Genomic DNA, 24,467 nt, shown 5'->3' on the forward strand with positions numbered 1-24,467 from the left:
AAAAACAGGTGACCTTTTTTTATTATACAACCTCCACATTAAATTCGAATACTCTTTCCCAGTTATATTTCTCTTCTCCTACGGGTTGTCCCACTTTGATTTTCACATCGTAGTTCCCGGGCCTTTTGAAAGATTTCGGCCAGGCAAAATATGGTGTTTCGCTGTGCCCTGCAGACTCGATTGTAGCAGTTTTTGCCTCAATAAACTTATCATTTATGAAATAACCAAGCGCTATGTTTCCTTTGACTTCGCCTTTTACACTCACAAACATATTACGAAGCCGGGACAGTTCCACAATATCAGGTTCGTTTGGAATATCAGGCGAACCTGCTTTTTCAAACCAGATATTTGTAACTCTGGCATCCCCCTTTTCAACCATTTCTATCACCAAAAGGTATTTTTGAACTTTTTGAAACCGGCACATACAAACTATCCGCTGAGATAAAATCATACAGGGAAACTCTCCACGAATCCCCCGGCATCATAATCCCCTTTTTATGTCTTTTTCAAAAAATTCATTTTCACCGCTTAGGGCAGGACTCCTATTATAATCAGGCAGAATATATTTCTATCCCCTTTAATGACTTTCATTTTCTAATTTTCACTGATTATCGGTTTCTTCTCTTCTTATGATTTCTTCAATGCTTTCAACCTTAACCTGCTCTGCACGTCCGCCAAAATAAAATCCGATAATTGTTGCAAGTGCGCCTGTAAGAACTCCGATTGTACTCTTCAGGAGTTCTTCGGATTTTCCAAAGATTACAAGATATAAAACGGATGTGCCAATTATCAGTATCACCGCCGACATAAGGGAAAAACGTGAAAGACCCTTTCTTTGAGGAAGCTGTCTGACCATATCGTGTGCTATCTTTACTCTTTCCATCTCGATTCTGGTCTTCAGAATTTTTAGATCCTCACTGTCGGATTCAGAGGAATTACAGTTTTTCATTCCAATAGAGGATATATCAATTTTGTCAAGGACTTTATTCCTCATACTGTAAATTACGTAAGTGTTCATAAGCCACGGGAACACCACCACAATTCCCATAATCAACACCACAATTATGAACAAAAAATAGTCTTCCGTTACAGGAACATAGCCCGCTGATACATTGCCATTCAATAAATTCCCCCCATCTTTTTTTAGAGATTTAAAATATTCCTAAAAGAATATATACATTTCCGGAATTTTTTTTACTGTCCATATAATTTTTATATATCCTCACAGAGATGACTCAATATTTAAATTCCACGCCTCCCAAAATTATTCTTTAATCAGCCAAAAACCTGAATTTTTTTTGGTTTTGGAAATATTTGATCAGATTTAGGGAAAATATCATGCAGAGATCTTTTAACATCAAACCGGTTTTGGCGGTCACACTTACACTTGTTGTGATTGCAGTTATTATGTTCGCAGTTTTTATGACAGATACAGACAGTGGTGAAGGGGTAGCCGGCATAACCTCCAATTTACAGGAAACGGCAGAATCTTCTTATTCGACAGACTCCCCATATTCAGGAACTATCAGGATTTTAACAAGCCCTGATATACACAGCCACATATTTGCGATGAGTGAGAATGATACCGGATCACGAATCGGAAGAATAGGGGCACTTGCCAACTCTCTTGGAAATGAGAGGGAAGACACACTTTATCTTTTTGCAGGTGATCTCGGCGAGGGTAATTTTTATCATACTTATGCCGGAGTTCCGGAGGTCAAAGCCTACTCGATGGCAGGAGTTGATCTGGCAGTTCCCGGAAATCACGCCTTTGATTTTTCAACAGAAGTCTTTGAATCCGGGGTTACAAACGCTTCATACTCAGTAATCTGTGCAAATCTGGATTTTACTGATTCTGAACTGAACAATATAATCAGGGATTATGCCGTATTTAACGCAGGCGGGGCAAAGGTTGGAGTATTCGGCATTATCACACCTCAGCTTGGAAAAATTGTGACAATCCCTGAGGATATGATTTTTTATAAGAACACAACTGATATCGGAAATTCTGCTGTAAAATCCCTGAAAAATGAGGGTGCTGACATCATAATCGCCCTTACCCATGAGAGCAGGGAGGAGGATTTAAAACTTGCAGAGTCTGTTTCAGGAATAGACCTGATTATCGGCGGCCATGACCACCTCGTCTGGAATGAGACCATAACAGGTGGTGACGGCGGAGAGACTCTTATTGTTCATGCAGGAAAATACGGCGAAGAGATGGATTGTGTTGATATTACTTTTGAAGACGGAATTTTATCAGATGCATCCGTAGTCAGATATACAATAACAGAGGATATGCCTGACGATGAGGAGATAACATCATTTGTGATGCCATATTACAACAATTATTCAGACAGCCTTTCCAATCCGATTGGATACTCACAAGTTGCACTTGATGTACCATACCTTGAGATAAGGTCAAAAGAGACAAATGCCGGAGATCTCATCACCGATACAATTAAAGATAATGTACCCGGTGTTGATATCGCATTAATTAATTCAGGATCTATCAGGGGAGACGCCGTGATTCCGGCAGGTGAGATATCTTACCTGACATTAAACACGATTCTTCCGTTTGAAAATATGATTGTTACAATCCGGATGACAGGACAGGAGATCAGGGATACTCTTGAGAGGTCTGCATCCGCAATTGTCGTTTCAGGCGACGAATGTCCGGGTGAGGAGAGGGTTGGTTCAGGCGGATTTTTGCAGGTCTCTGGTGTAAGGTTTGAGATCAACACTAAAGGTGATGTTTTCTGCTGTGACTATGACAATGACAGAGTAAAATGCACAGGAAACAGAATACTCAACCTCTCGGTTGTTACGGATTCTGGAAATGAACCGATTGTTCCGGATAAGACGTACACTGTTGCCGTCAATAATTACATGGCCGGCGGGGGAGACGGTTATACAAATCTTCTTGAAATTGCGGACGATAAAAAATATAACACAGAGATAAACCTAATCGGCCTTCTTGCAGCGGCGATTGAGAGGGATTCTCCAATATCGCCTGAGACTGACGGAAGGATTCTGGTTTTTAGTTGATTTGTTGCGGATGAAAACCGGGAGATACATTCCGGTTAAACCACCTTTTTAGAGAAGGGTTTTGTATAGTCTAAAAAAAGTATTATTTAAGAGTAAAAGATGCTGACACCTTCTGGAGAGGTGTCCTGATTCTCATAGGAATTGATTATTCAGTTTATCATTTTATTTACCTTTATGTCTTTGCCGAGAGCTGCATCGAGAAGATTGTCAAAAACCGCCGGCATCTCCTTTTGGATCACAAAGACACCCTCCTCTGTTATTCCTCCCTTTGTGGCGACACGTGATATTATATCTTCAAAGCTCTGATTTTTTTCCTCAAGAAGACATGATGTCCCGACAAGGGTTTCTCTTACCAGAAATTCAGAGAGCTCTTTTGATATCCCTTCGCGTCTTACGGCTGATTTTGAAAGCTCCTTTAATATTGAAGCAATGAATGCTGGTGCACAGCTTGTCAGGATGGTCAGGATCTCAAAATCCTTCTCTTCCGCCTCAACCGCTTTTCCAATAGCGCCAAACATGGAGAGTATTAATTCCTTATCAGCAGGGGCAGCTCTTTCTCCAAATGACAGGAGAGTTACGCCCTTTAAAACCTCAGAGGTAATACTCGGTATTGCACGGACTATCCTTGCATTTGACCACTCAGAGAGATTTTCAAGAGATACGTCAGCAGCGACTGAGACAAGTATTTTATCTTCGTTAAGCACTTCCTTTATTTCAGCCAGCACCCCTTTGACTTCAAGCGGTTTTACGCACAGGAAAATGACATCGGAGTTTTCAACAACCTCAATATTGTTTTTTGCAGCATTTATTCCGGTTTCCTTTGCAAGAAGCCTTAATTTTTCTTCAGTCCTGTTGCCTGCAATAATCATTTCAGGTTTGGAAATTTCGCTTTCAATAAACTTTCTGACAAGCATCCCGCCCATGCTTCCCGTCCCTATTACACCTGTTTTTTTCACAATATCACCAATTCTTCATGTAAATCTTTGTTTCTCTACTGATATAACCGGTTTTAAAAAACACTGACTCCGGATTAAACTGCCGGTTTTGGAATAACAGGGTCAGTCTGTATTTTTACCGGCGATAAAATCCGCTTTATCATCGGGCATGAACAATTCAGGTATCAATACAATGATTCATTGCAGAATAAAACAAAATATACCGGAAAGTAAAAGCGGTTTTTGAAATGGTGAACAATAAAATATATGTGGGGAATCTTCTTTACTCCCTTAGTAAAGAAAGACTCGAGGAGCAGTTTTCCCTATACGGAAATGTTACAGGGATCAAAATTGTTCAGCGGAGATATGCCTATATTACATATGAAACTGAAGAAGAGGCCAAAAATGCTGTAAGAAGATCAGACGGCATGATATTCTACGGAAGAAAAATTAAAGTGGAACTCGCAATTAAAGGCAAATAATTTTTTTATCAATATCTTTCTTTTTTTCCGGATGACCGGTGTGCCTATCTAAATAGATCAAATTGAGCTTATCAGGGACAATTATTCGATGCTTTCTGACGAGGTCAGAATCCAGCACTCAAATTTTCCTGAGTGGGTGGTAATTATTTTAATCGCACCTGAACAGACCCCGGTTCTGATGGAATATTTCAGATAAATAATAACAAAGAGCCAAATCAAAGGCTAAATGTTTATTAAATTCCGGCGGAACCGGGATTAAAAAAAATTATTTTTTTAGTTGCTTTCCTTTAACGCTTTTTCAGTCTCCTCAAACACTGCAATCATGGAGTCGTCCGGCTCCGGAGTCATTTTGCTGACCACGTATATTGCAAGCATTGAAAGGATGAATCCGGGCACAATCTCATAGAGTCCGAAGAATGCAAACTGTTTCCATATAAGAACTGTGAGACCACCGATAATAATTCCTGCAAGGGCACCCTGGCGGGTTGTTCTCTTCCAGAATAGTGCCATTAATATTGCCGGACCAAATGCAGCTCCGAATCCCGCCCATGCGTATGAAACAATCGAGAATACAAAGCTGTTTGGATCAATTGCAAGGCCTATTGCGATTACTGCAACGAACAGAACCGAGAAACGGCTGACCCATATGAGTTCTTTGTCCTTTGCATCTTTTTTGAGGAATGCTTTGTAAAGATCCTGTGATACGGCGGAGGCACTGACTAAAAGCTGTGATGAAGCCGTACTCATAATGGCTGCAAGGATACCGCAGTAGATGATGCCTGCCAGGAATGAGAAGAAGACTTCACCGGTCATCACCATGAAAACAGTCTCGGAGTCTGAACCGACCAGAGGCTGGCTAAGGAAAATCTTTCCGATGAGACCGATTGCAACTGCTGAGAGTAATGAGATAATTACCCAGATCATTGCAACATTTCTTGCCTCGGTTATCTCTTCGGGCTTTTTTATTGCCATGAACCTGACAAGAATGTGCGGCTGTCCGAAATACCCGAGACCCCATGCAAGCATTGAGACGATTGCTATGAATGTAAGCGGGCTTCCGCTCTCACCGTCGATGAACGGGTTTAACAGATCAGGATTTATCTGGCTTATTCCTGCCAGTGTTTCCGCAGGACCGCCGATTAAAATCATCGCGGCAATAGGAACAGAGAGCAGGGCAAAGAACATTAGTACTCCCTGAATGAAATCAGTCAGACATACAGCCTTGAATCCCCCTGTAAAGGTGTATGCGACAACGATTAATGAACCGATTAACAAAGCGGCGGTGTAGTCGATTCCAAATACTGTATTGAAGAGTTTTCCGCCTGATACAAACTGTGCTGACGTGTATATCAGGAAAAATATCAGAATAAATACTGAAGAGATCCCCCCGAGAATATCCGATTTGTCATTGAAACGGTTTCTGAAAAAGTCGGGGAGTGTCAGAGAATCGTTTGCAAGATGGGTGTATATACGCAGACGTTTTGCAACGAATTTCCAGTTAAGGAATGTTCCGATAATAAGACCGAGTGCAACCCATATTGCCGACATACCTGATATGTATGCAAGTCCGGGAAGACCCAAAAGGAGCCATCCGCTCATATCCGATGCTTCTGCACTTAATGCAGCAACATAGCGGTTTAGTCCTCTGCTTCCAAGAATATAGTCACTCACTGTGTGGGTCTTTTTGTAGTATAAAAGACCGATTGCAACCATTATACCGAGATATACGATAAAGGCAGCCAGTATTTCAATGCCATTGCTAACCATTGGATTCTCCTAATTTTACTGATGGCTCCTGCCCGGATATTTTAACCGGATTTAATATTCAGGTCGTTCTCTGATTTGTCATCTAAAAGCAGCTGACAACTCACATTGCGGACTTCTCTTAAAAAAAGGATCAGGAACACATCCATTGTTAAAATGTTTACAGGAAGAGTATTTATATGGTAAGTACTTGAATTTTTGAGGGAATATCCATCATGATTAGAGAATTATCTGTATGATGACAATTCCGGTTTAAATCCTCGTAAGAGTCATTGATGTATTAATCAGGAATTTATCAGGACTTTTATTTATATTGGGAGATAATTTAAAAAAATTCATAGAAAAATATAGGACTTCTGTAAATTTCATTGAGATTGGAACGCAGATAAGATTTCATAATATCAATAAAAAACAAAATATTTTGTCTGAAATGAGAGAAAAAAGAGAATATCAGTAATCTGAATTCTCTACGACACTCTCGCCATACTGTCCCAGACTGTAGTTTAAGTTATTGTACTGCAGGGTCATTTTATTTCGCATAAACCGGTAAGGAGTACAGTTATCAGCCGACAGGGAATCGGTGATGTCGCCATCTGAGTCTCCGTAGTAAACAGAGACATTCTCTTCATTTATGTATGGTGTCTTTGACGTGCCGTTTGTAAAGATTACTTTCGGATTCTCAATGCCAAATATTACACTTATATAATCTGAAATTCTCTCCTCGGGAGAACTGTGCTTCTTTGTGATGAATATCACCATGTCGCCACGCTCCCGGTGCATCCGAATGACATTCGCCGCTGCATTTTTCGGCATATAATAGCCGACAAACTCATTGTTGATTGCTCTTACGAACTCGGGATTTTGTTCAGGATTATCCCCAAAGATGTTCGTGTTATCAGGCCCGTCGATATTCGTCATTCCGTAGTAATAGACCGAATCGGTGTAGAAGGTCGTACTGTCCAGATCCAGCCCGGCGATGATAGGGCCGCCCCCTGCAAGACTTTCTGCAATCTCATTTACACTAATGGTTGTATATGACTCACCGGATGCTGCATCTGGTGTCGCATCCACTCTGATATCATCAGCAGTAGTGGCGCACCCGGCACAAAGGATCATAAGAACGGCCACTCCCATAAGGATAGCTGCCTTCCGGACAGCATTTTTATTCATATATATAGGTTTGATAGTGTGAAGATTATATTTTTGATTTCATTTTTTAGGAAACCGATTTCCAAATAATGCAGACAGGAATATTTTAAACGATACCCCTGCAAAAAGGCGCTCAAACGATTAATACGATAGCATACAGGGAATAATCGACAGGATGAGTGACGAAGCTCATGGATATCAGTCATGGCATCCGGTTGCTGCCGTCAAAAAGAGAAGTTGTCCCGGAAGAACTCTGCCATGAGGGATATACACACAGGGACCGGAGGACAGAAGAAATAGGGTTATTCGACTATATACTTTGATATCTGCATAATCAGAAAATAGCCATATCATACCAGTGAAAGTAAACTGCGACAATCTCAGAAATCAGGTAAAATAAGAAGATCAATTCGATAGTATTTTCGGAATTTAACATTAAGATCGAAATATTACATCGAAGTGTACCCTTGAAAAACGTTTATCACTCCCCGGCTGAGTCAGGAAAGCCTAAACCCAAAAAGAGTTTTCAACAATTTCAATTCAGGATGATACTCATGGAATAAGTTAAGGACGAACTCATTAATGCCATGCATTCCGGAAGTATCAGCACAACCAGTCACGCATCATCCTGACCGGTTTCGCTTCGACTGAGGAGGAAACATATATCTCATGATGAAAACATTCAGACAGAAGGCACATATGCTGTGTCTTACATGCCTTATTTTATTCATTCTGTCCGGAACTGTGGTCTTTGCCGTTGAATCTCTCCCTGTTGGCACGAACCCCGGCCCTGTCTCTGAACAGTACTCCCCGCCGCCCGGCCTGATGCCTGTTGTCATTCTGCAGGGAAGCCCATATGAGATGGGATACCAATACGGCCTTCAGGTACCTGAATATCTCGCCATCGTCCGGGATTCGGTCTGGGCAGGTGCCCTCTCTGAGAAATCCTATGATGAAATTTTGGACGAATGCAGGGTTGATAAGGAGTATATCGCCAGGGAACTAAATGATTTTCAGTTCATCGAATTCTTTAAGGGTATCTCAGATGCCATGAACGATCAGGGGTACGCCTTCACGCCAGTCGACCCCATTGTCATGCTCTACTACGGAGGACACAATGGCCCGGCGCCGGAGGAACACTGTACTGCTTTCGCTGCCTATGGAAACGCCACGAACAACACGCTTATTGTCGGCGATAATTTTGATTATTACTCGGTGTCATCCAATTCCTACCAGGTTCTGCTGTTTCTTTACCCTGATAACGGCTATTCATGTATCATTCCGTCAGGTGCCGGACGGACCGGAAATAATGTTGTTGTTAATGAAAAAGGACTGGTCTATATTACGACCGCAGGACCCGCTCAGGGAGCCGGTGATACCGGCCCGGGCATCTCGGCCTTTCTTGAGCTCCCTTCAGTAGGGATGTCTGCCGCTTCTGTTCCTGAAGGAGAGGAAATCCTTCTGAACATTACACGGAGCTTCTCTCTCAGTCGCCTCCTGGCTGATACATCAGGGAATGCCGAGGTTATTGAGTCGACCCGTGAAAAATTTGCAATCCGCAATGGATCAGAGGATTTCATCATAGCTGCAAATCATTATCTGAATCCTGCGATGAAGGAGTCACAGAAGATCTGGGACCCGCTCCGGTATTATCCATCGAGTTATTACCGTTATATTACTGCAGAAAAACAGATCCGGGACGGATACGGGAAACTGGATTATGAGAACTTCAGGCATATCCTTTCATCATCTGACTGGTGGGACGGTCAGGCATGGCACCGGGACGACCGCTGGAGCAGCAACACCATTAACCGGTTCCGTCCGACTGGCGCAACGCTCTATTCTCTTATTACTGTTCCCGGGGACCGGGTGGTCAGCATCTGCCAGGGAAATCCGGATATGCCGGGGTGGGGAACACGGGCACCAGGTCAGACCGGAACCTATGTCAGCTTCACCCTCGGGAGCAGCCCTGAATATATGGTTTACAAGCTCAGATCAGATGCAGATGCCCATATGTGGGAGACTATTCAGCTCAGGGGTGATGCACCGGACACTTGGACTAATGAACAGTGGAATTCCATTGAGAATGATTACTGGGAAGGAAACTGGTGGCACAATAAGGGCACACTTGAGACTGATCCACGAAACAGGACTTTTGCCTTCGGTAAAGCGGCAACTGCCTATTCTTCTGCGATTGCACATACCAGACTGGTGCATAAATACTGTGAAAGTGAAACGACCAGCTGATAAATATCATAACCGCTGAACCATCTCCATATGGTTCATCCATTTTTGCTGTTTACCATTGAACCAGCACCTTTGGTCTCGTCCTCCAGGGCATCGGTAAACCGCTGCAGGAGGGCGTGCCTTTGTTCGGCGATCTCCGCTGCGGCATCTGTGTATATCAGGCCCCTGAGTTTCAGCAGTTTTTCATGGATGTGATCATTGGCGTCACGGATGCCGCCCCCGTGTTCGCCTGCCTGAAGAAACGTCCTTGCGATCCCGACCGCCCCCATAGCGTCGAGTTTGTCGGCATCAGAGAGGATCTTTGCCTCCAGAGTCTCAGGTTCGGCGCCTGTGCTGTAGCGGTGGGTGCGTATTGCATGAGTGATCGCCCGGATGCATTCTGCGTCATAGCCATTTGACCTGAGGTACTCTTCTGCAATTCGTGCCCCCTCCTGTTCATGCGGGATGCCGCTCTCCTCTTCAAGGGGACGGGCGATATCATGGAAGAGGGCAGCCGGAATTAGAACCCGCATATCCGCACCCTCGGCCCGGCCGATCTCCCGACAGAGGCGGGTGACGCGGAGGATGTGGTCAAGTCCGTGGGCTCCCGACTGCCTGAAGCAGGTCTCAACAAAGGTCAGTATTGTCTCCGTCTCCGTACTCATGTTAAGAGAGGTTGACTCTGAGCAGAAATAAGGGGACCGGACTATATACCGGACAACACCTCAGGGATAATATCCTGACCAAAAGCACCGGAAAAAGCTCCGGAGTGATACCTTCTATGGATATTATTTTGATTCCACGATGGCCCGCATCCCGCTCATGAACATAATGATCCACGGGATCAGATACCTGAGAATTTAGCAGAAAGATACACTCTCCAGGTTTTAGAACGATGAGAAGCAGTATTCGGGGGTGCATGACATTTGTCCGTCAGGGAACTGCAGCACCCTACACTACCTGAGCTAAATTTTCATCAGAAGGATCACTTGCACATTTCAAAGCCCCAAAAAGTGTTGGAAGAGTAAAAATAATAAAAACGGCAATAATCGCAAATTCCCTGAGAACGGGTGCCATCATATTTGTATAATTTTATCTACAACATAAAATAATCTTAAAATTAATGTGATACATTGTTGATCATAGAAAAGTGGCGTTTTCACTCCTTTGTTGTGAAAAATTTGAAAAGTGCGAGGGGAGTGATTCGAACACTCGAACTCCTACGAGACTAGGCCCTCAACCTAGCGCCTTTGACCTGGCTTGGCAACCCTCGCCTGCAATTTAGAATAAGCACAACAGCATCTTCGGATGCCACTTGAGCCTTTACATTTACGATTTACAATTATTTATGCATTCTTATTTGATGCAGGAGATCTCTTTGAATTTATGTGTTATCACAGACACAGGGTAGAGATTTTACCATTTTCTTAGAGGTGTTACCTGAAATTTAGAAGAATCCTGCCTTTTTATGAATGGTGGAAAAAATCTGAGAGAAAATACTAACAAACGTGTCTAAAATTAATGAAACAAAAACCTGAAAAACTAAAAGCGGGCCCAAGGGGATTTGAACCCCCGACCACCTGGTTAAAAGCCAGGCGCTCTGCCTAACTGAGCTATAGGCCCCTGAGATAATAGAATATGATATCGACCAATATGAACGTTTTTATTTGATTCTGAAAGAGCCATCAGGCATGACTACTGAATGAAAAATAAAAAACGGCCATAAGTCTACCAAAATGCAATTTAAAACGTAAAATTCATGTAAAATAGATACAGCAGATGAATTTCCGGCTACCATATCAAATCCGGAAGTGACCGGGAAGTGCGGAAAAACCAGACATAGAATGCCGATAATTAATAAAATCAGGGCAATAAAATCAGCTGCCTGTTATGAAAAATTATTCAGGGATTGTTGAGGGACCTGATTAAAAATTACAGCAATCCGGGCAGATCTTGTGAGAGTATTTAATCTGCCTTTCCCTTCTTTTTTGCGGATTTCATCATGATTCCAAGCCTCAATCCGTTTACTGAAACCATCACACCAATAAGAATTACAATTGATCCCAGTATAACCATAAAAATTTTCAGAAGTCCGACGGGTGTTAAAAGAATCCCGACCGAAAGACACAGTGAAAGAATCCCAATCAGCATGCGGCTTACAAAACCTTCGGGGACTGCACTTCGGCCCTTTTTGACCCTCCTTAAAAGCATAAAAGCGCTTGCGAGCATCCACAGGGCAAGCACACCAGTCAAAATAACAACCCACCATATTATCGGCAGGTAATATGCGATGATTCCGGCAGAGACAACCGACAGACCACGCAGGACTTCCCATGGTGAAAATGAATTTTTCAAATCCATAATCTCTTTTACAATCATCACAAGTCCAAGACCGGTTATTGCAAGAGGAACAATCAGACCAGTTATACCGCTGAATGCAAGAAGAGGTTCTGAAATTATCTCCAGTCCTGCAAGTAACAGAAAAATCCCTGCCAGAACCTGCAACTGCCAGCCTCTTCTCTGTTTGTTCAGGATCTCTTCTGTGTCATTCACCTCATTTCTTCTAATACCGGATATGAGAGTTACAAAAGTGTCGCCAATCATTAAAAGAAGAGGTGCATCATCAAGAAGGTGCATTATCGGATGCTTTTTTGGATCGTATCTGTCAAGATGGACCTTCCACTCATCTTCGGTTTCATGAACATGATACTGGCCATTTCTAAAACTTGCAATCGTTCCCGGAGAAGGTACATTTATTGATGATTTTTCCCATTCAGGACCGAGAGGTTCGGTTACCGATTCCTTTGATATTTCCACTTCCCAGACACCCTCATTTAAAGGTGCCAAAAAATCTTCCAGTCTGCTCAAAACTCACTTCCCCAAAGAATATTAGGATATTAAATATTATCCTCAGTCATAATAATATAACTTAATTTAATCCCGGAATATTTCATATTATTTTGGAAACTGATTGAAAAATCATAATCATAATAATCTACTAAAAATTAGACAGATGGATTTGTTCTCATAATTCATCCTAATATCATTTTCCGGGCAGATTTTAAAAATTTCGCAGGCATATCTTCATCCAGTCTCCATGTGATATTCATAGGTCGACTTCCAGTATGGCTCACATATCTGGCAGTTCCAATACAAATAAAGGGCTGTGCACGATTATTTACTTCTTTAAACTCCCTTACAAAGAGAAGAATCCTTGCTCCATTAGAGTCATGATTAATGTACCTAATTCCAGTAGGAGAATTTTCAGAGGTTGTACTCTGAGACTGCCAATGGAAAAGAGTCTCATTTACTGCAAAATCCTCGTACATTGTTGAAGGTGAATAGTGCTTCTCTGTCTTATTAAGAGTGATAAAAAATACATCCAGATTTTTATCTTTCAAATGTATGACACCTTCACGCTGTCCATGAGAAGGCATATTTAAAAGAGTATAGTGATCAAGTGCAGAAAATATCTGATTTCTTGCATAACTGCAATGCAAGAAAAGAGGCGTTTTAAATCCTAAATTAAGAGGTTTTTCAACAAAATCTATGTTCTGATATTTGTAATTTAAAATCTCTAATATTTCATCCTTCACTGCTTCATTCGCGAAAATCGTTTGGAAGATATCTGAAACTTTATTATAATTCTGGATAGGAGAATTGTAAAGGGAATAGTAAAGCATTGTAAGCATCTTTTGGTCATAATCTGAGATTTCCTCTAAACAAACATCTCCAGAATTTCTAAGTAAATTAATTATGAATTTTATAAATTCAGCAGAGTCTATATCTATAACTCTCAATGCGGATTCAGAAATCCAAGTCCAAATCTCTAAAATTACCTAAATCGGGCACTTCTATCATTCTGTTTTTTTCTCTCAAATATCAAAAAACTTGTGCGCCCAACAGACACCAAAGCTTCAAAAAAAATTATTCAAAAATATTAATCAAGGATGTTCACCAGCCGCTGCATCGCTTCACTCAGCAGCGGACGGTTCACTTTTTTTTACCGGTTGACTATAATTCTGCTACGCCAGAAACAGCCTCGTTTCACTCGCCTGTCCCAGGCTGCAAACAAGCAGCCTCCACCTATTGCCTGAAGGCAAAAGGTTCCGGTTGCCGGCCATACACTCCGCTTCCGGGGATGGACAAGCATCCCCCCGCTCCGTGATGACCTAATCCTCCCGCCGCTGTTCGCGGCTCCTCCCTCCGGGCAGTGGATATGAAAGATTCTATTCCCCGTCCGAGGTCGGGCGGGCGGGTTATTGCTGCCGGACCGAAAGGAACGGCAGCCGGCTCAGCGCCAGCGTTGCAGCTGTAAGACATGATTTTCCCACACTAACGGCCCGCAATTCTCTTTAGATATCCGGCAGGGAAAAGGCAAAATTTCAGGGAGAGGGTCTTCCCATCTCCAGAAAATCCACTGCCCGTTGTGCATCACCGGCTGCACTGATAAGATCACGGGCTGATCCTTCCCTGATATGCTCAAGCCATCCGGCAATATAAGAAGCCGAATTCATCCGGACAGGATCTGTATCAATACCGCACATGGCACAAAGAAACGCTGATCCCATCTCCGCAGTCAGCTCCTCGCGGCTGTATGTTTCACTTCCAAACATCGACGTCTTACAAATTCCCGACCGTTTAAGCCTTGATGAATGGCCGGTCCAGTGCGTCAGCTCATGAAAATACGCTGCATAATAATCCTCCCGTGACCTGAACATATCCATAGGGGGCATTCTGACAATATCCTTATCCGGACTGTATGACGGGCTACCGATTCCGTTTAGATGCTTATTTCTTTTAATAATCTCCTCACAGGATACAACCGGCGTTATTTCTGCGACAGCCTCAGGCTCTATCCCTTCACATTGGGAAAAGTTAAACACCGGATAATAACGGACAATAGGCCGTTCCCTCTCGGCCATAATTATTACATCATCGCCCTGATCGTTAACCGTCTTTTTTGTATCGGTCTTTGACCAGAAGAGAACAATTCCCGATGCCTTCTCCCCTTTCCTCACACTTCCGCCGGCTTCTCTTATCTGCCTGAAAGTTCCCCAATGTGTATGCCCTGCAAGAAGAAGGCGGTTTATTCCCCTGTATTCCTTCCCTGTCAGAATATTAACAGGATTCATATCCTGCCACGTCTTCTGCCACGGGACAACGCCGGATTCAAGCTGCTTTATGATCCGGTCCTGCACAATCTCATAAACAGAAGGCATTATTCAGACCTCCTGCTGACAGCTGCAAAACGCCGGCCGCCTTCATAGGGGGATCTTAATAAAACAATATTCCGGCAGCGGGGATCTTCCTGCTCTGCTTCCGTTGCGTTTATCTCTCTGTACTCTAAACCAGTTAATGAGGTGGCGGGCTTTCTGTTTGGCGACATGATTAGAACACCACCTCAACCGGTTCTTCCACGTTCAAATTATTTCTGAACATATCAACCAGTTCCTTAATTTTTCAGGAGAGCGAAGGCGCCGGACTTTTCCCGACAGCTTACACTTCCCTACATATATATTTATTTTAAAAGTATTTAATTATTTATACTTGGTATATATTCAGTATATACCAAAGTAAGTTATTAATTACATAATGCCGCATAACTATTATGGATAAAATAGAAATCACTGTTTCCGGTTATGAAGTCAGGGAAAAAACAGCTACAAAATCCGGCAACAGCTGCCATGTTCTACTTCCGCAGGACTGGATCGGCAAGCGGGTTAAGATCATCCTTCTTGATCCGGTCGAAGATAAAAAGGAATAACAGAGGATACTCACGAATAATCCCAATCACTCTCACTGCCCCTGGGGGAGGAGCCGCGAACAGCGGCGGGAGGGGATGAGCATGTCGGAGCGTGGGGATGCTCGTCCATCCCCGGAAGCGGAGAGAATGGTCCGCACAGCGCCAGCGTAACAATTAAAGACGGCCTGTTCAAGGCGGGTGGGTTGTCAAAGACGAAAGGCCGGACAATCATAATAAAAAATGCCTGCCGGAATTCCTAAAGATATTACCGGGCCGGAAATATATCACAGGACAATAAACAATTCAGCCTGAGCTTTCTGCATGATGCAGTAAGCGGAGGCGGTGGCAGACAGCCGGAAGCAGGCGAGTGAAGCGAGTCTGATTCGGGCGACACAGATAATTTTAACCTGAAAAAACAGCGAAGCGCCCGCTGCTGAGTTGAGCGATGCAGCGGTGGGTGAGCGTCTGCAAATACGACAGACCATTAAGTAAAGCATAAATAGACCCCCTTTTAGGCGAAAATCTCAGGAATCGCGACCTTCACAGAAGCCCTGTATTCCACGATCTCCACTTTAGCCAGTATAAACATCGTCTGAAAATACGGGGCAATACAACGTCATTATATCTCAATAATGAGGGCGCCAATCGGCCTAATGTTGGTAAATTAGACTTTTTTTGAAATCACATTATTTGTATCTAAAATCTGGCGAAAAATACTTGAATAAAGGGATATTCACTGTCTTTTTTAAAGGACTAATTTGTTCATTAAGGCAGATCATTACTTTTCAGACGAACGCTAAACCAACATTCCATCTTATCAGTTCCCATTAATGTTATTCCATCTTCGAAAAATTTGAACATAAATAGATTATTTTCAGATAATAAGCAAAATTTATATAAATAATTTACTTCAGCTAATATTTCACCTTCGATATTTCCTTTTGCAATAATACCATCAGGTAATGATATATTATCTAAAGAATAATTTGAAAAAGAAATCTCAGGATATCCACCAAGATTGCATTCTTTATCTGTAATTTGTGGCATGTTTGGATCATCTACAGCTAGCATCTCAAATCCTTCTGAAAACACTCCATTCGTTAAATCTTTAAATCCTGCAATAGTAAAAGAACCTCCACTGTTTGGAACATAAAAATAAACATTAGTTATTTTTTTCCAGAGCCGGTGAAGATATTCATATGCATTAGCAATATTGGAGATTTCTATTTCGGAAAAAGGCAATATGCAGTTACTTCCTTTTGCATGAAACAAATCACATCTAATTGGGTATTGTTGATCAACAAAATAATCTATTGGATTTGAAGTATTTTTTGGAACATAATCCGATAGAGATATTTTTGTATTAATCTCTTTTAATGCCCTTTTCAACCAGTCACTTTCACCTTCTTTGTTTTTACCATTTTTTCTTTTATGAATGGGGACGATATTGCTTAAGATAGCTTCAAATGATAAAAACAGATTTCGATAGGCTTCATAAAGATTATTGCTCGTTTGCGATAAGCGGTAATATCGAAATGCCGGAATCCATTCAGGTTCAGGATTAGGTTGTGATGGAACTTCTTTTCCATCACGGATTACTGTTATTGTTCCTGTCGCATTAAATTTTAGCTGACTGCTGGAAAAAATTCTAAGAACATGTTTTTTACCTTCTTTAAAGTGAATTATATAAGAATTGGCAATATTTTTCATCTCAGTATCCATAATTTTTTTTACTGAAAGAATATCTAGAAAATATTGGCATCTATTATAACCTTGATTTAAGGTTTCTTGCGGCGTTAGATCGGTTTGTGCTCTTGCAATGATTATAGATTGGTCTTTTTTTACTTCAACTTCCCATCTCTCTTTTTCAAATTTATATACTTGACTTATTTTTGAGGGAGAATCTAGAGCAAAACTCACACCACTATTATAAACGATACTTGAATAAGGAGAACCTTCTGATCCTCCAATATATATCTCTCCTAAGCTTGCCATCTGAACATCCTTATATTTTTTATAATCATGTGATACCTTAAAAGAAACTGCAATAAATCTGTATTGCAAAAAATAAATAATATTAGCTGAAAACGATTCTTATTGGTAATTAAATATTTAAATTTAAAATCAATGAAAAGGAGGTAAGCAAAGAACGAAGGAAATAATCCTCCGCCCTTTTGTCAAAAGCACACAGCACCGGAACCAAAGCCCAGGTTAATTTTCAGGATCAGAACAGCGCTGCAACACCGTCCGCCCAGGTCTCAACCTTGTCACGGATTGCATCATCAGTGTAGGAGCTCAGCCTTACATTTGTCCTGTTTATGGACACATAATAAATCTCACCATTCGGGTCCATACATTTCAGAGTATGGGAATATGTGTCATGCTCTCTGTCCCTTACACAATCGCCACCGACAGCATCAGCAAGAGCAGTGTCTGCAAGAACAGCTGTAATCGCAGCATTATATGCATGGACAGCCGGTGCCTTAACAGACATTGATCCCACGGACTTTGCCTCATCATCCTCAAAGATGAATTTTGCAGTATATCCCTGTTTAGAAGTTGATACCCCCGCAATGTTCATTCCGTTGGACACATAACCCACACATCCAAACGGGTTATTTACAACCACATCCTGAACAATTGAATCAAAGGTTTCAATATCCGGAATTGGATTTTCAAGTTTCCTTGTTGCAGTTTTTGTGTTGTTGGTCTCTATAAAGTCAGCCATTTCTTCATCATCTCCGACAAAGGTTTCGTTTTCCAAAACGAAATCCGCCTTTTCAAAGGTGCATGCATCCGCGTCCTTTAAACCGGCGTCAGTTGCCTGGATACATCCGGAAGTATTACAGACAATAATAATTATGATCAACAATAATATTAACTTGACTTTATGAGTGGTAATTTTCATATATAGAGGTGTTATTCATGGTCAGTAATAAAACCAACAGAGACATGATTATCGAAACAAACAGGGATGTTAAGTGGATTTGCAAAACACTTTCCGAACTGAAAGACTCAATTGAGGATCATGAGGGAAGAATAAGGGTGCTTGAGGAGCACAAGGCTGAAGCAAAAGGGTGCGAGGGAAAGATTGCCGCTGGTCTTGGAGCCGGAGCCGGCGGAGCAGTCGCCGTTATTTTAAAAATATTCAGCGGTTTTTAGTTACCGGCACCCCCTTTTCCAAAACAGTCCCACTCATCAGGACTTATTTTTAAACCGGTTCTGGAATTAAAAAACCCGAAAACAGCCGTCACCCAGTAGAACCCGAACATTACAACCATGTAGATATTCTCAGTGAATGCACCCTCAAGAATCCATATCAGGTTCCCGAAAATCCAGCACAAAAAACCTGCACTCCGAATCTTAGAACTTTTCGCAGCGACAAAAAGAGCACCGGAGATCCCTAAAAGAACCGCTGCACTCATCATTGGATCTGGAAGTGTGATGTTGCTTAAAAACTCAATTGTCATGGAAAATATGATTGAACTTCCTGACTTTTAGGAGAAACCCGTGGAGTGTGAAAGTGAACAGAATATTTTATACTCTCACATTCAAACTCCCCCCCTAAACTTTAAATCACCAAAATCAGACAGAATAATTAAGCGCTGGGAAATGCCGGGAACAATGACGACCGGGATTTAACATTTCTTTTAGTGACGACCAAATCCCCGCGGATTTCCAAAACGCCGTCTGAAAAAGGTTTGCAGAAAACTGTTGACTAACAGAAAACAAAAAACAGAAAAAACCGCTGCAAACCATTGCAAAAACACCACGACTTTAGGTGAGACCATGCAGAAACATCCAAGAAAAGTGACAAAGGAAGACATCGAAGCCTTTGAAAAGCAGTATCCCGCATACGGAAAGATCGGGAAAGCAATGCTCGAAGCAGGCATATGGTGTCTTGTTGAATCGAAAGAAGACAAACAGAAAGAAAAACACGGCAGCCAGAATCAGAATAAATATCACAGCACCCTGACCCGGACCGCCAACATAAATCTGTCTGGACAAAAGATAAATCATCCCATCCCTGCGGGGGTGAAAAACTAAATGACAGCCTCCAAAAAATCCACAGATACTGCCGGAAACAGAACCGGAAAAACAACAGGAAAAGCCACTGGAAATAACAAAAAAAGCTCAAAGAGATATCCGCTATACCTGATCGCCCGTGCCATCTCTGAAGAGATTCACACAAAAGGCGACAGCATAGAGGCAATCACTGTAACAAGAACGGCAGGGCACACCTACAAAGTGGAAACAGAATTCCGGGAAACACCCGGTGCAGCCGGAGGAAACAGGAATGAATGAACCATCCTGCGGATCAATCCGCACCGGAATGCAGGGAAGGCTTGACATCCAAATCGAAGACGAATTCTTCTACATCATCCCCGAAGATGTCAGAAACCTGATCTTCTACGGAAGATCAGCCCCGGTTTTCAGATCCTGCACCGAAAAAAAGGACGAATGGGCAGAGATATTCGCAACCGAAATCTCCGGCCATGTTGCCATAAACACAGCCGGAAGAGCAGTTGAATTCATCACAACAAAAGGCTGCTTCATAATCCCGCTCTTCTCACTCCAGAAGGTCGCAAGGGGAGAAGCGGTTTCCGCACCGCTCTTTCAGATACTGCCTGATCTCAGGGGAGGCGTATTCCTTTGAACCGTAAACAGGGGAATGAAACAGGAGAGAAGGAAAGCATTCCCGCAGCGGAGATAAAAAAGACTCTCTCCGTTCTTTTTGAAAAAAGGGATGTGGTTGAGATCCGGGCAATCGGGGATTTTTCAACCCACAGCGGATACTTTGACGACCACAGCCTTCTCGCAGAAAAGGCTCAAAATATCGACAGACTCACCGATGTCTCCGGCGTCTACACAACACTAAACAAGGTAAACCCGGCACTCCTCTCAAGACGTGCAAACAGAATACGGATGAAACTCTCAAAAAACGATCCCACAACCGCGGATTCCGACATAATAAGAAGGAGATGGCTGCCGGTTGACCTTGATCCGGTAAGGCCGAGCGGCGTTTCATCATCCGATGGGGAGCACAATCTTGCACTGGAAAAGGCGGCAAAGATTAAGGAATGGCTCTCAGAAGAGGGATTCCCCGAACCTGTCCTTGCAGACTCCGGCAACGGTGCACACCTTCTTTACCGGATTGACCTTGATAACAGCGGGGAATCCACAGAACTTGTGAGGCAGTGCCTTGAGGTCCTCGACACATTCTTCTCAGATGTATCCGTCCATGTGGACACGGCCAACTTCAACGCTGCACGAATCTGGAAACTCTACGGAACAAAGTCCAAAAAGGGCGATGACACACAAGATCGCCCACACAGGACCTCAAAGATTATTCTGGCACCAGAAAAGCGGCAGGTTGTCCCTGTTGAAACCCTTAAAAAACTGGCCTCCCTCATGCCGGACGAACCGGAGACTAAAACGCCCCCTGCCTTCCGCAGCGGCGGGGGGACCGGGAACAAAAACGGATTTACCAACGGCACGGGCAAAGGCGGAAATATCAATCTTGGCGAATGGCTGGCAGGAAACAACATCGGAACAAAGTCTGTCAAACCGTGGAAGGGCGGGACAATGTACACCCTTTCAGAATGCCCCTTCTCCGATGAGCACAGAGACGGTGCTTTCGCAATCCAGTTTGAGTCAGGTGCAATCTTTGCCGGGTGTCACCACAACTCATGCGGAAACGGTGTGCAGCGGTGGCCTGAACTCCGTGCCATGTATGAAGACAGGTCTGCCGGAAGAAAGGAAAAACCGGCAGGAGTGAAAGCCGGAAGAGAGCATAAGCAAAAGAGGCAGGAAATTAAAGGAACCTCTCTTTTTTCCGATGAAATCAGGGAGAAGGCGAACGCAATACTCAGGGAAGGAGATCCCCTTCAGTTCATGCTTGAGACCTTCGCAAGGCTCCATGTGGGCGACCGGACTGTCGCCGAATGCCTGATAATGTCGGTTGCATCGCAGTCAGTTGAGAACACTAAAGGTCTGCATGTATCGGTATCCGGAAACTCCGGCAAGGGAAAGTCACATGCATGCAACTCAATGTTAAAGCTCATACCTGAGGACTACAAGCTGAGCGGAACAGTGAGTGACAAGGCACTATACTATAACCCCGACCTTCAGCCAGGAACGGTCTTTCTCTTCGATGATGTCAGCCTCTCCGATGATCTTCAGGAGATCCTGAAGTCTGCAACTGCAAACTTCTGCGACAGAATCGAGCACCAGACGCTGACGACCGACAGGCAGCTTAAGATATGCAGCATCCCGGAGAGGTGTGTCTGGTGGCTTGCAAAGGTGGAGTCGGTCGGCGATGATCAGGTGATGAACCGCATGCTGACAACGTGGATTGATGATTCGGCAGAGCAGGACGAGCGGGTCCTTCTGCATATAAGAAAGACGGAAGCCTCGGAGAATATTGTGAGCACTGAGCCGGAGGAGGCAGAGATCTGCCGCTGCATGTGGGCAATTCTAAAGGAGGAGACAGTTTATGTTTCAATCCCGTTTGCGGAGAAGGTACAGTTCTCAAGCTCTGCTAACAGGCGCAATCCGGCAATTCTTTTTGACCTGATTAAGTGCCATGCCCTTTTGTTCAGAATGCAGCGGGAGAGGTTTGGTTCAGGCGGGAGAACGGCCGATGCCGGACAGGAAGAGAGTCTTCCTGCCATCCGTGCGGAACGTGATGATTTCCGGGCAGCAGCAAGGATTTATTCGGAGATTAACGGTGAGAGCGGCGGGCAGGAGACGAAACTTACGAAGAATGAGGCCGCTGCTTTAAAGACCATATGCAAAATGGGCTGGGGTGTTGTTACCATCAGTATGCTCCAGGATGCAATGGGGCTTTCATATCATCAGACAAGGAGGATCTTTCAGGGCTATACAAACGGAGGAAATTTGTATTCAGGTCTTCTTGAGAAGTGTCCGGCGATAAGCTTCATTGACGCTACTGTTTCACATGAGGTGGATGGCTGCATGGTCCGCCGGAGAGAGAACCAATTCTCGTTTAACTATGAGGTATACCACAGGTGGAACTCAGGAAGTGTGGTATGGATTTCTGAAGGAGGAGAGCGTTGTGATGATGACAAAAACGGCGGAGATGATGAAGGTAATGATTCAGAAGGCGAAGGTGAAGGCAAAGATGTTGGAGGGGATTCCTCCCCAACAGAACCTTCTGACGTTTGCACATTTGCACCATGTTTGCACCCGTTTTGCACTTCCAAAGTGCAAATTAAAAGACCGGCAATCTGCGAAGCTTCAGGCAATCCATTAGTAAATGATGAAAAGCTTCTCTCTAATAATAGTAGTTTGCACCGATTTTCAGGAACGGAGAAGGGGTCTGTTGCACTAACCTCTCCGGGTGCTTCTGTGTGTGTTTCCAAAATCAGTGCAAACAAGAGTGATAAAAAGCCGTGTAAAGTCGCAACCGTGGAAAGGAGCTGCATGAGCACGCCGTTGGTTTGCACTACTCCGGTGCAAGTCAGTGTAAACCAGTGCAAAAGTGCAAACGAGAGTGGTTTCACTCATCCGCTGCCGGGAGTTATGAGTGCAGCGGATTTTGAGAGGGTGAGTGTTGATCTCGGCCGGTGTGGTCTTTGTGATGAAGGTAAGGCTTTGTTCAGGTCTGGTGAGTTGAAGCTTGTGATTTGTGAGAGGTGTTACGGGAGACTTTTGAGGGAGGAGAACGGGAGGAGTGGGATTTTATGAATGGTTTGGAAACTGGAAAAACTGTCTTAATTAAAAAGCCTTATTGCCAGTCCGGGCAGAATATTTACCAGCAAAAAGTAATGACAAAACCATATATTGCACTTGATATGTTCTCCGGTGCCGGCGGCCTTACCGAGGGTTTTATCCGGCAGGGATTTGAATTTGCAGGCCACATAGAGATGAATGAAGATGCTTGCAAAACCCTTGAAACACGCCTGATATATCATGAACTGATGAGATCAGGAAATAAGAAAATATACGGAGATTATTATAGGGGGATAATCAGCAGGGATGAATTCATCAAGTGTGCAAAAGACTGCGGTGCAGGGGAAGACCTGATTATTAATGAAGCAATCAGTGATGAAACTGAATTGGAAATCAAAAAGAAGATAAAAAAATATCTCAGGGATAACTTTAACGGAAAAAAAACCGTTGATGTAATTATCGGAGGTCCGCCCTGTCAGGCTTACTCCATGGCCAGACGCGGTAAGGAAAATAAGGCAGAAAAAGACGATCCAAGGAACTTTCTGTATGAACATTACATCAGTTTCCTGAAAAAATTCAAGCCAGATTTCTTTGTTTTTGAAAATGTGCCGGGGATTCGCACAGCCAAAAACGGGACAATTTTAAAAGATATCTTTAACAAATGTGATGAGGCCGGCTATAATATTGATGCAGATACTCTAACTGCATCTAATTTTGGCGTCCTTCAGAATCGCAAAAGGATAATTATAATCGGGTGGAAAAAAAACTGTAAAACCTGCTTTTATCCAAAATTTGAAGAAAAAAAACCTACAGGGCATGTATGGAACATCCTCAGCAATCTGCCGAAACTTCAGGCAGATAAATCAAATAAAGAATTAAGGGGAACTGATGAATTCCAGCCATACCCTGAAGGAGTCTCTCTAAAATATCTTAAAAAAAATAAGCTTAAGGGAAATTTTGGCGGTATAAGACATCACGAAGCAAGAATGCACAATGATCGTGACAGGGAGATATATCGTGAAGCCATTAATCAATGGAATAACGGAAAGGTACGCCTGAATTATAACAATCTTCCTGAAAAACTGAAAACCCATAGATTCCGCAGCGGATTTGTTGACAGGTTCAAGGTAGTTGACGGGAGAGGATATTCACATTCTGTCATTGCCCATATAGCAAAGGACGGCCATTATTTTATTCATCCGGACATCGAACAGGCAAGATCTCTCACAGTAAGAGAAGTTGCAAGACTTCAGTCTTTTCCGGATGATTATTATTTTGAAGGAAACCGCGGGGCAAAATACACACAGATTGGAAATGCAGTACCTCCGCTGATGGCTGATGGAATTGCAAAAGAAATTAAAAAAATGATTGATGCCGAAAGGGAGAGGAATCACCCTGAAGAAAGAACAAAGGCTGAAATCTGAG

At 43.1% G+C, this 24,467-nt stretch carries 24 protein-coding genes and 2 tRNA genes; 11 read left to right on the forward strand and 15 right to left on the reverse strand.

The genetic code is table 11. The features are described from left to right. Nucleotides 1-22 precede the first annotated feature (22 nt). Nucleotides 23-379, reverse strand: a complete 357-nt coding sequence (locus F1737_RS08665) for a hypothetical protein (RefSeq protein WP_317136188.1) — start codon at nucleotides 377-379, stop codon at nucleotides 23-25. A gap of 222 nt (nucleotides 380-601) precedes the next feature. Next, nucleotides 602-1,123: a hypothetical protein gene (locus F1737_RS08670; protein WP_317136189.1), complete on the reverse strand. Its 522-nt coding sequence runs from the start codon at nucleotides 1,121-1,123 to the stop codon at nucleotides 602-604. A 215-nt stretch (nucleotides 1,124-1,338) separates the two neighbouring features. Between F1737_RS08670 and F1737_RS08675 the strand changes: the two genes are divergently transcribed. After that, on the forward strand, nucleotides 1,339-3,045 hold the full coding sequence (locus F1737_RS08675) for a bifunctional metallophosphatase/5'-nucleotidase (RefSeq protein WP_317136190.1): 1,707 nt from the start codon (nucleotides 1,339-1,341) through the stop codon (nucleotides 3,043-3,045). Nucleotides 3,046-3,194: 149 nt separating this feature from the next. Here F1737_RS08675 and F1737_RS08680 read toward each other — a convergent pair whose 3' ends face one another. Next, entirely contained in the window at nucleotides 3,195-4,001 is an 807-nt protein-coding gene (locus F1737_RS08680) for a pyrroline-5-carboxylate reductase family protein (protein ID WP_317136191.1), read from the reverse strand. A 227-nt stretch (nucleotides 4,002-4,228) separates the two neighbouring features. On the opposite strand from F1737_RS08680, the gene F1737_RS08685 reads away from it, so the two are divergent. Next, on the forward strand, nucleotides 4,229-4,462 hold the full coding sequence (locus tag F1737_RS08685; RefSeq protein ID WP_317136192.1) for an RNA recognition motif domain-containing protein: 234 nt from the start codon (nucleotides 4,229-4,231) through the stop codon (nucleotides 4,460-4,462). Nucleotides 4,463-4,735: 273 nt separating this feature from the next. On the opposite strand, the gene putP is transcribed toward F1737_RS08685, so the two are convergent. Together putP and F1737_RS08695 are read right to left on the reverse strand one after the other, a co-directional pair. Then, entirely contained in the window at nucleotides 4,736-6,229 is a 1,494-nt protein-coding gene (gene putP / locus F1737_RS08690) for a sodium/proline symporter PutP (RefSeq protein WP_317136193.1), read from the reverse strand. A 447-nt stretch (nucleotides 6,230-6,676) separates the two neighbouring features. Next, nucleotides 6,677-7,360 carry an HAD family hydrolase gene (locus F1737_RS08695; protein ID WP_317136194.1) on the reverse strand — a complete coding sequence of 228 codons (684 nt, stop codon included), beginning with the start codon at nucleotides 7,358-7,360 and terminating at the stop codon, nucleotides 6,677-6,679. Nucleotides 7,361-7,566: 206 nt separating this feature from the next. On the opposite strand from F1737_RS08695, the gene F1737_RS08700 reads away from it, so the two are divergent. Further along, nucleotides 7,567-7,698 carry a hypothetical protein gene (locus F1737_RS08700; protein WP_317136195.1) on the forward strand — a complete coding sequence of 44 codons (132 nt, stop codon included), beginning with the start codon at nucleotides 7,567-7,569 and terminating at the stop codon, nucleotides 7,696-7,698. 346 nt (nucleotides 7,699-8,044) lie between these two features. Then, entirely contained in the window at nucleotides 8,045-9,622 is a 1,578-nt protein-coding gene (locus tag F1737_RS08705) for a C45 family peptidase (RefSeq protein WP_317136196.1), read from the forward strand. Between the two features lie 35 nt (nucleotides 9,623-9,657). On the opposite strand, the gene F1737_RS08710 is transcribed toward F1737_RS08705, so the two are convergent. The 7 genes from F1737_RS08710 to F1737_RS08740 all read right to left on the reverse strand — a co-directional run bounded on the left by F1737_RS08710 (nucleotide 9,658) and on the right by F1737_RS08740 (nucleotide 14,990). Continuing rightward, nucleotides 9,658-10,266, reverse strand: a complete 609-nt coding sequence (locus F1737_RS08710) for an HD domain-containing protein (protein WP_317136197.1) — start codon at nucleotides 10,264-10,266, stop codon at nucleotides 9,658-9,660. A gap of 524 nt (nucleotides 10,267-10,790) precedes the next feature. Further along, nucleotides 10,791-10,875: transfer RNA gene (locus F1737_RS08715), tRNA-Leu, on the reverse strand. 275 nt (nucleotides 10,876-11,150) lie between these two features. Further along, nucleotides 11,151-11,224: transfer RNA gene (locus tag F1737_RS08720), tRNA-Lys, on the reverse strand. Between the two features lie 342 nt (nucleotides 11,225-11,566). Next, nucleotides 11,567-12,469: a hypothetical protein gene (locus F1737_RS08725; protein WP_317136198.1), complete on the reverse strand. Its 903-nt coding sequence runs from the start codon at nucleotides 12,467-12,469 to the stop codon at nucleotides 11,567-11,569. A 164-nt stretch (nucleotides 12,470-12,633) separates the two neighbouring features. Continuing rightward, nucleotides 12,634-13,401 carry a DUF3427 domain-containing protein gene (locus F1737_RS08730; protein ID WP_317136199.1) on the reverse strand — a complete coding sequence of 256 codons (768 nt, stop codon included), beginning with the start codon at nucleotides 13,399-13,401 and terminating at the stop codon, nucleotides 12,634-12,636. 585 nt (nucleotides 13,402-13,986) lie between these two features. Continuing rightward, on the reverse strand, nucleotides 13,987-14,823 hold the full coding sequence (locus F1737_RS08735) for an ArdC family protein (protein ID WP_317136200.1): 837 nt from the start codon (nucleotides 14,821-14,823) through the stop codon (nucleotides 13,987-13,989). Then, nucleotides 14,823-14,990 carry a hypothetical protein gene (locus F1737_RS08740; protein ID WP_317136201.1) on the reverse strand — a complete coding sequence of 56 codons (168 nt, stop codon included), beginning with the start codon at nucleotides 14,988-14,990 and terminating at the stop codon, nucleotides 14,823-14,825. Before F1737_RS08740 ends, F1737_RS08735 begins: the two co-directional genes overlap by 1 nt. Nucleotides 14,991-15,212: 222 nt before the next feature. Here F1737_RS08740 and F1737_RS08745 point away from each other — a divergent pair, with 222 nt between their 5' ends. Further along, on the forward strand, nucleotides 15,213-15,368 hold the full coding sequence (locus F1737_RS08745) for a DUF2080 family transposase-associated protein (RefSeq protein ID WP_317136202.1): 156 nt from the start codon (nucleotides 15,213-15,215) through the stop codon (nucleotides 15,366-15,368). A 744-nt stretch (nucleotides 15,369-16,112) separates the two neighbouring features. On the opposite strand, the gene F1737_RS08750 is transcribed toward F1737_RS08745, so the two are convergent. After that, the gene (locus F1737_RS08750; RefSeq protein ID WP_317136203.1) at nucleotides 16,113-17,342 is read right to left on the reverse strand and encodes a hypothetical protein; all 1,230 of its coding nucleotides are present in this window, start codon (nucleotides 17,340-17,342) and stop codon (nucleotides 16,113-16,115) included. Nucleotides 17,343-17,571: 229 nt separating this feature from the next. Then, on the reverse strand, nucleotides 17,572-18,216 hold the full coding sequence (locus F1737_RS08755; RefSeq protein ID WP_317136204.1) for a hypothetical protein: 645 nt from the start codon (nucleotides 18,214-18,216) through the stop codon (nucleotides 17,572-17,574). 56 nt (nucleotides 18,217-18,272) lie between these two features. Here F1737_RS08755 and F1737_RS08760 point away from each other — a divergent pair, with 56 nt between their 5' ends. Continuing rightward, a complete protein-coding gene (locus F1737_RS08760) occupies nucleotides 18,273-18,509 on the forward strand; it encodes a hypothetical protein (RefSeq protein WP_317136205.1) in 237 nt (78 codons plus the stop codon). Here F1737_RS08760 and F1737_RS08765 read toward each other — a convergent pair. Continuing rightward, a complete protein-coding gene (locus F1737_RS08765) occupies nucleotides 18,506-18,817 on the reverse strand; it encodes a hypothetical protein (RefSeq protein WP_317136206.1) in 312 nt (103 codons plus the stop codon). The two genes, F1737_RS08760 and F1737_RS08765, sit on opposite strands and share 4 nt — an antisense overlap. Before the next feature lie 244 nt (nucleotides 18,818-19,061). Here F1737_RS08765 and F1737_RS08770 point away from each other — a divergent pair, with 244 nt between their 5' ends. From F1737_RS08770 to F1737_RS08790, 5 genes are read left to right on the forward strand one after another with little or no spacing between them, the layout of a single operon-like run. Beyond that, nucleotides 19,062-19,394, forward strand: coding sequence for a hypothetical protein (locus F1737_RS08770; protein WP_317136207.1), 333 nt, complete (start codon nucleotides 19,062-19,064; stop codon nucleotides 19,392-19,394). After that, on the forward strand, nucleotides 19,395-19,652 hold the full coding sequence (locus tag F1737_RS08775) for a hypothetical protein (protein ID WP_317136208.1): 258 nt from the start codon (nucleotides 19,395-19,397) through the stop codon (nucleotides 19,650-19,652). After that, nucleotides 19,645-20,004, forward strand: coding sequence for a hypothetical protein (locus F1737_RS08780; RefSeq protein WP_317136209.1), 360 nt, complete (start codon nucleotides 19,645-19,647; stop codon nucleotides 20,002-20,004). Before F1737_RS08775 ends, F1737_RS08780 begins: the two co-directional genes overlap by 8 nt. Then, nucleotides 20,001-23,057 (forward strand): hypothetical protein, encoded by a 3,057-nt coding sequence (locus F1737_RS08785; RefSeq protein ID WP_317136210.1) that lies wholly within the window; start codon nucleotides 20,001-20,003, stop codon nucleotides 23,055-23,057. The genes F1737_RS08780 and F1737_RS08785 overlap by 4 nt, the downstream gene beginning before the upstream one ends. Next, complete coding sequence (locus tag F1737_RS08790; protein ID WP_317136211.1) at nucleotides 23,054-24,466, forward strand: DNA cytosine methyltransferase; 1,413 nt, start codon at nucleotides 23,054-23,056, stop codon at nucleotides 24,464-24,466. Before F1737_RS08785 ends, F1737_RS08790 begins: the two co-directional genes overlap by 4 nt. Nucleotide 24,467 lies beyond the last annotated feature (1 nt).

This window comes from Methanoplanus sp. FWC-SCC4 (assembly GCF_032878975.1).
GTDB classification, from domain to species: domain Archaea; phylum Halobacteriota; class Methanomicrobia; order Methanomicrobiales; family Methanomicrobiaceae; genus Methanochimaera; species Methanochimaera problematica.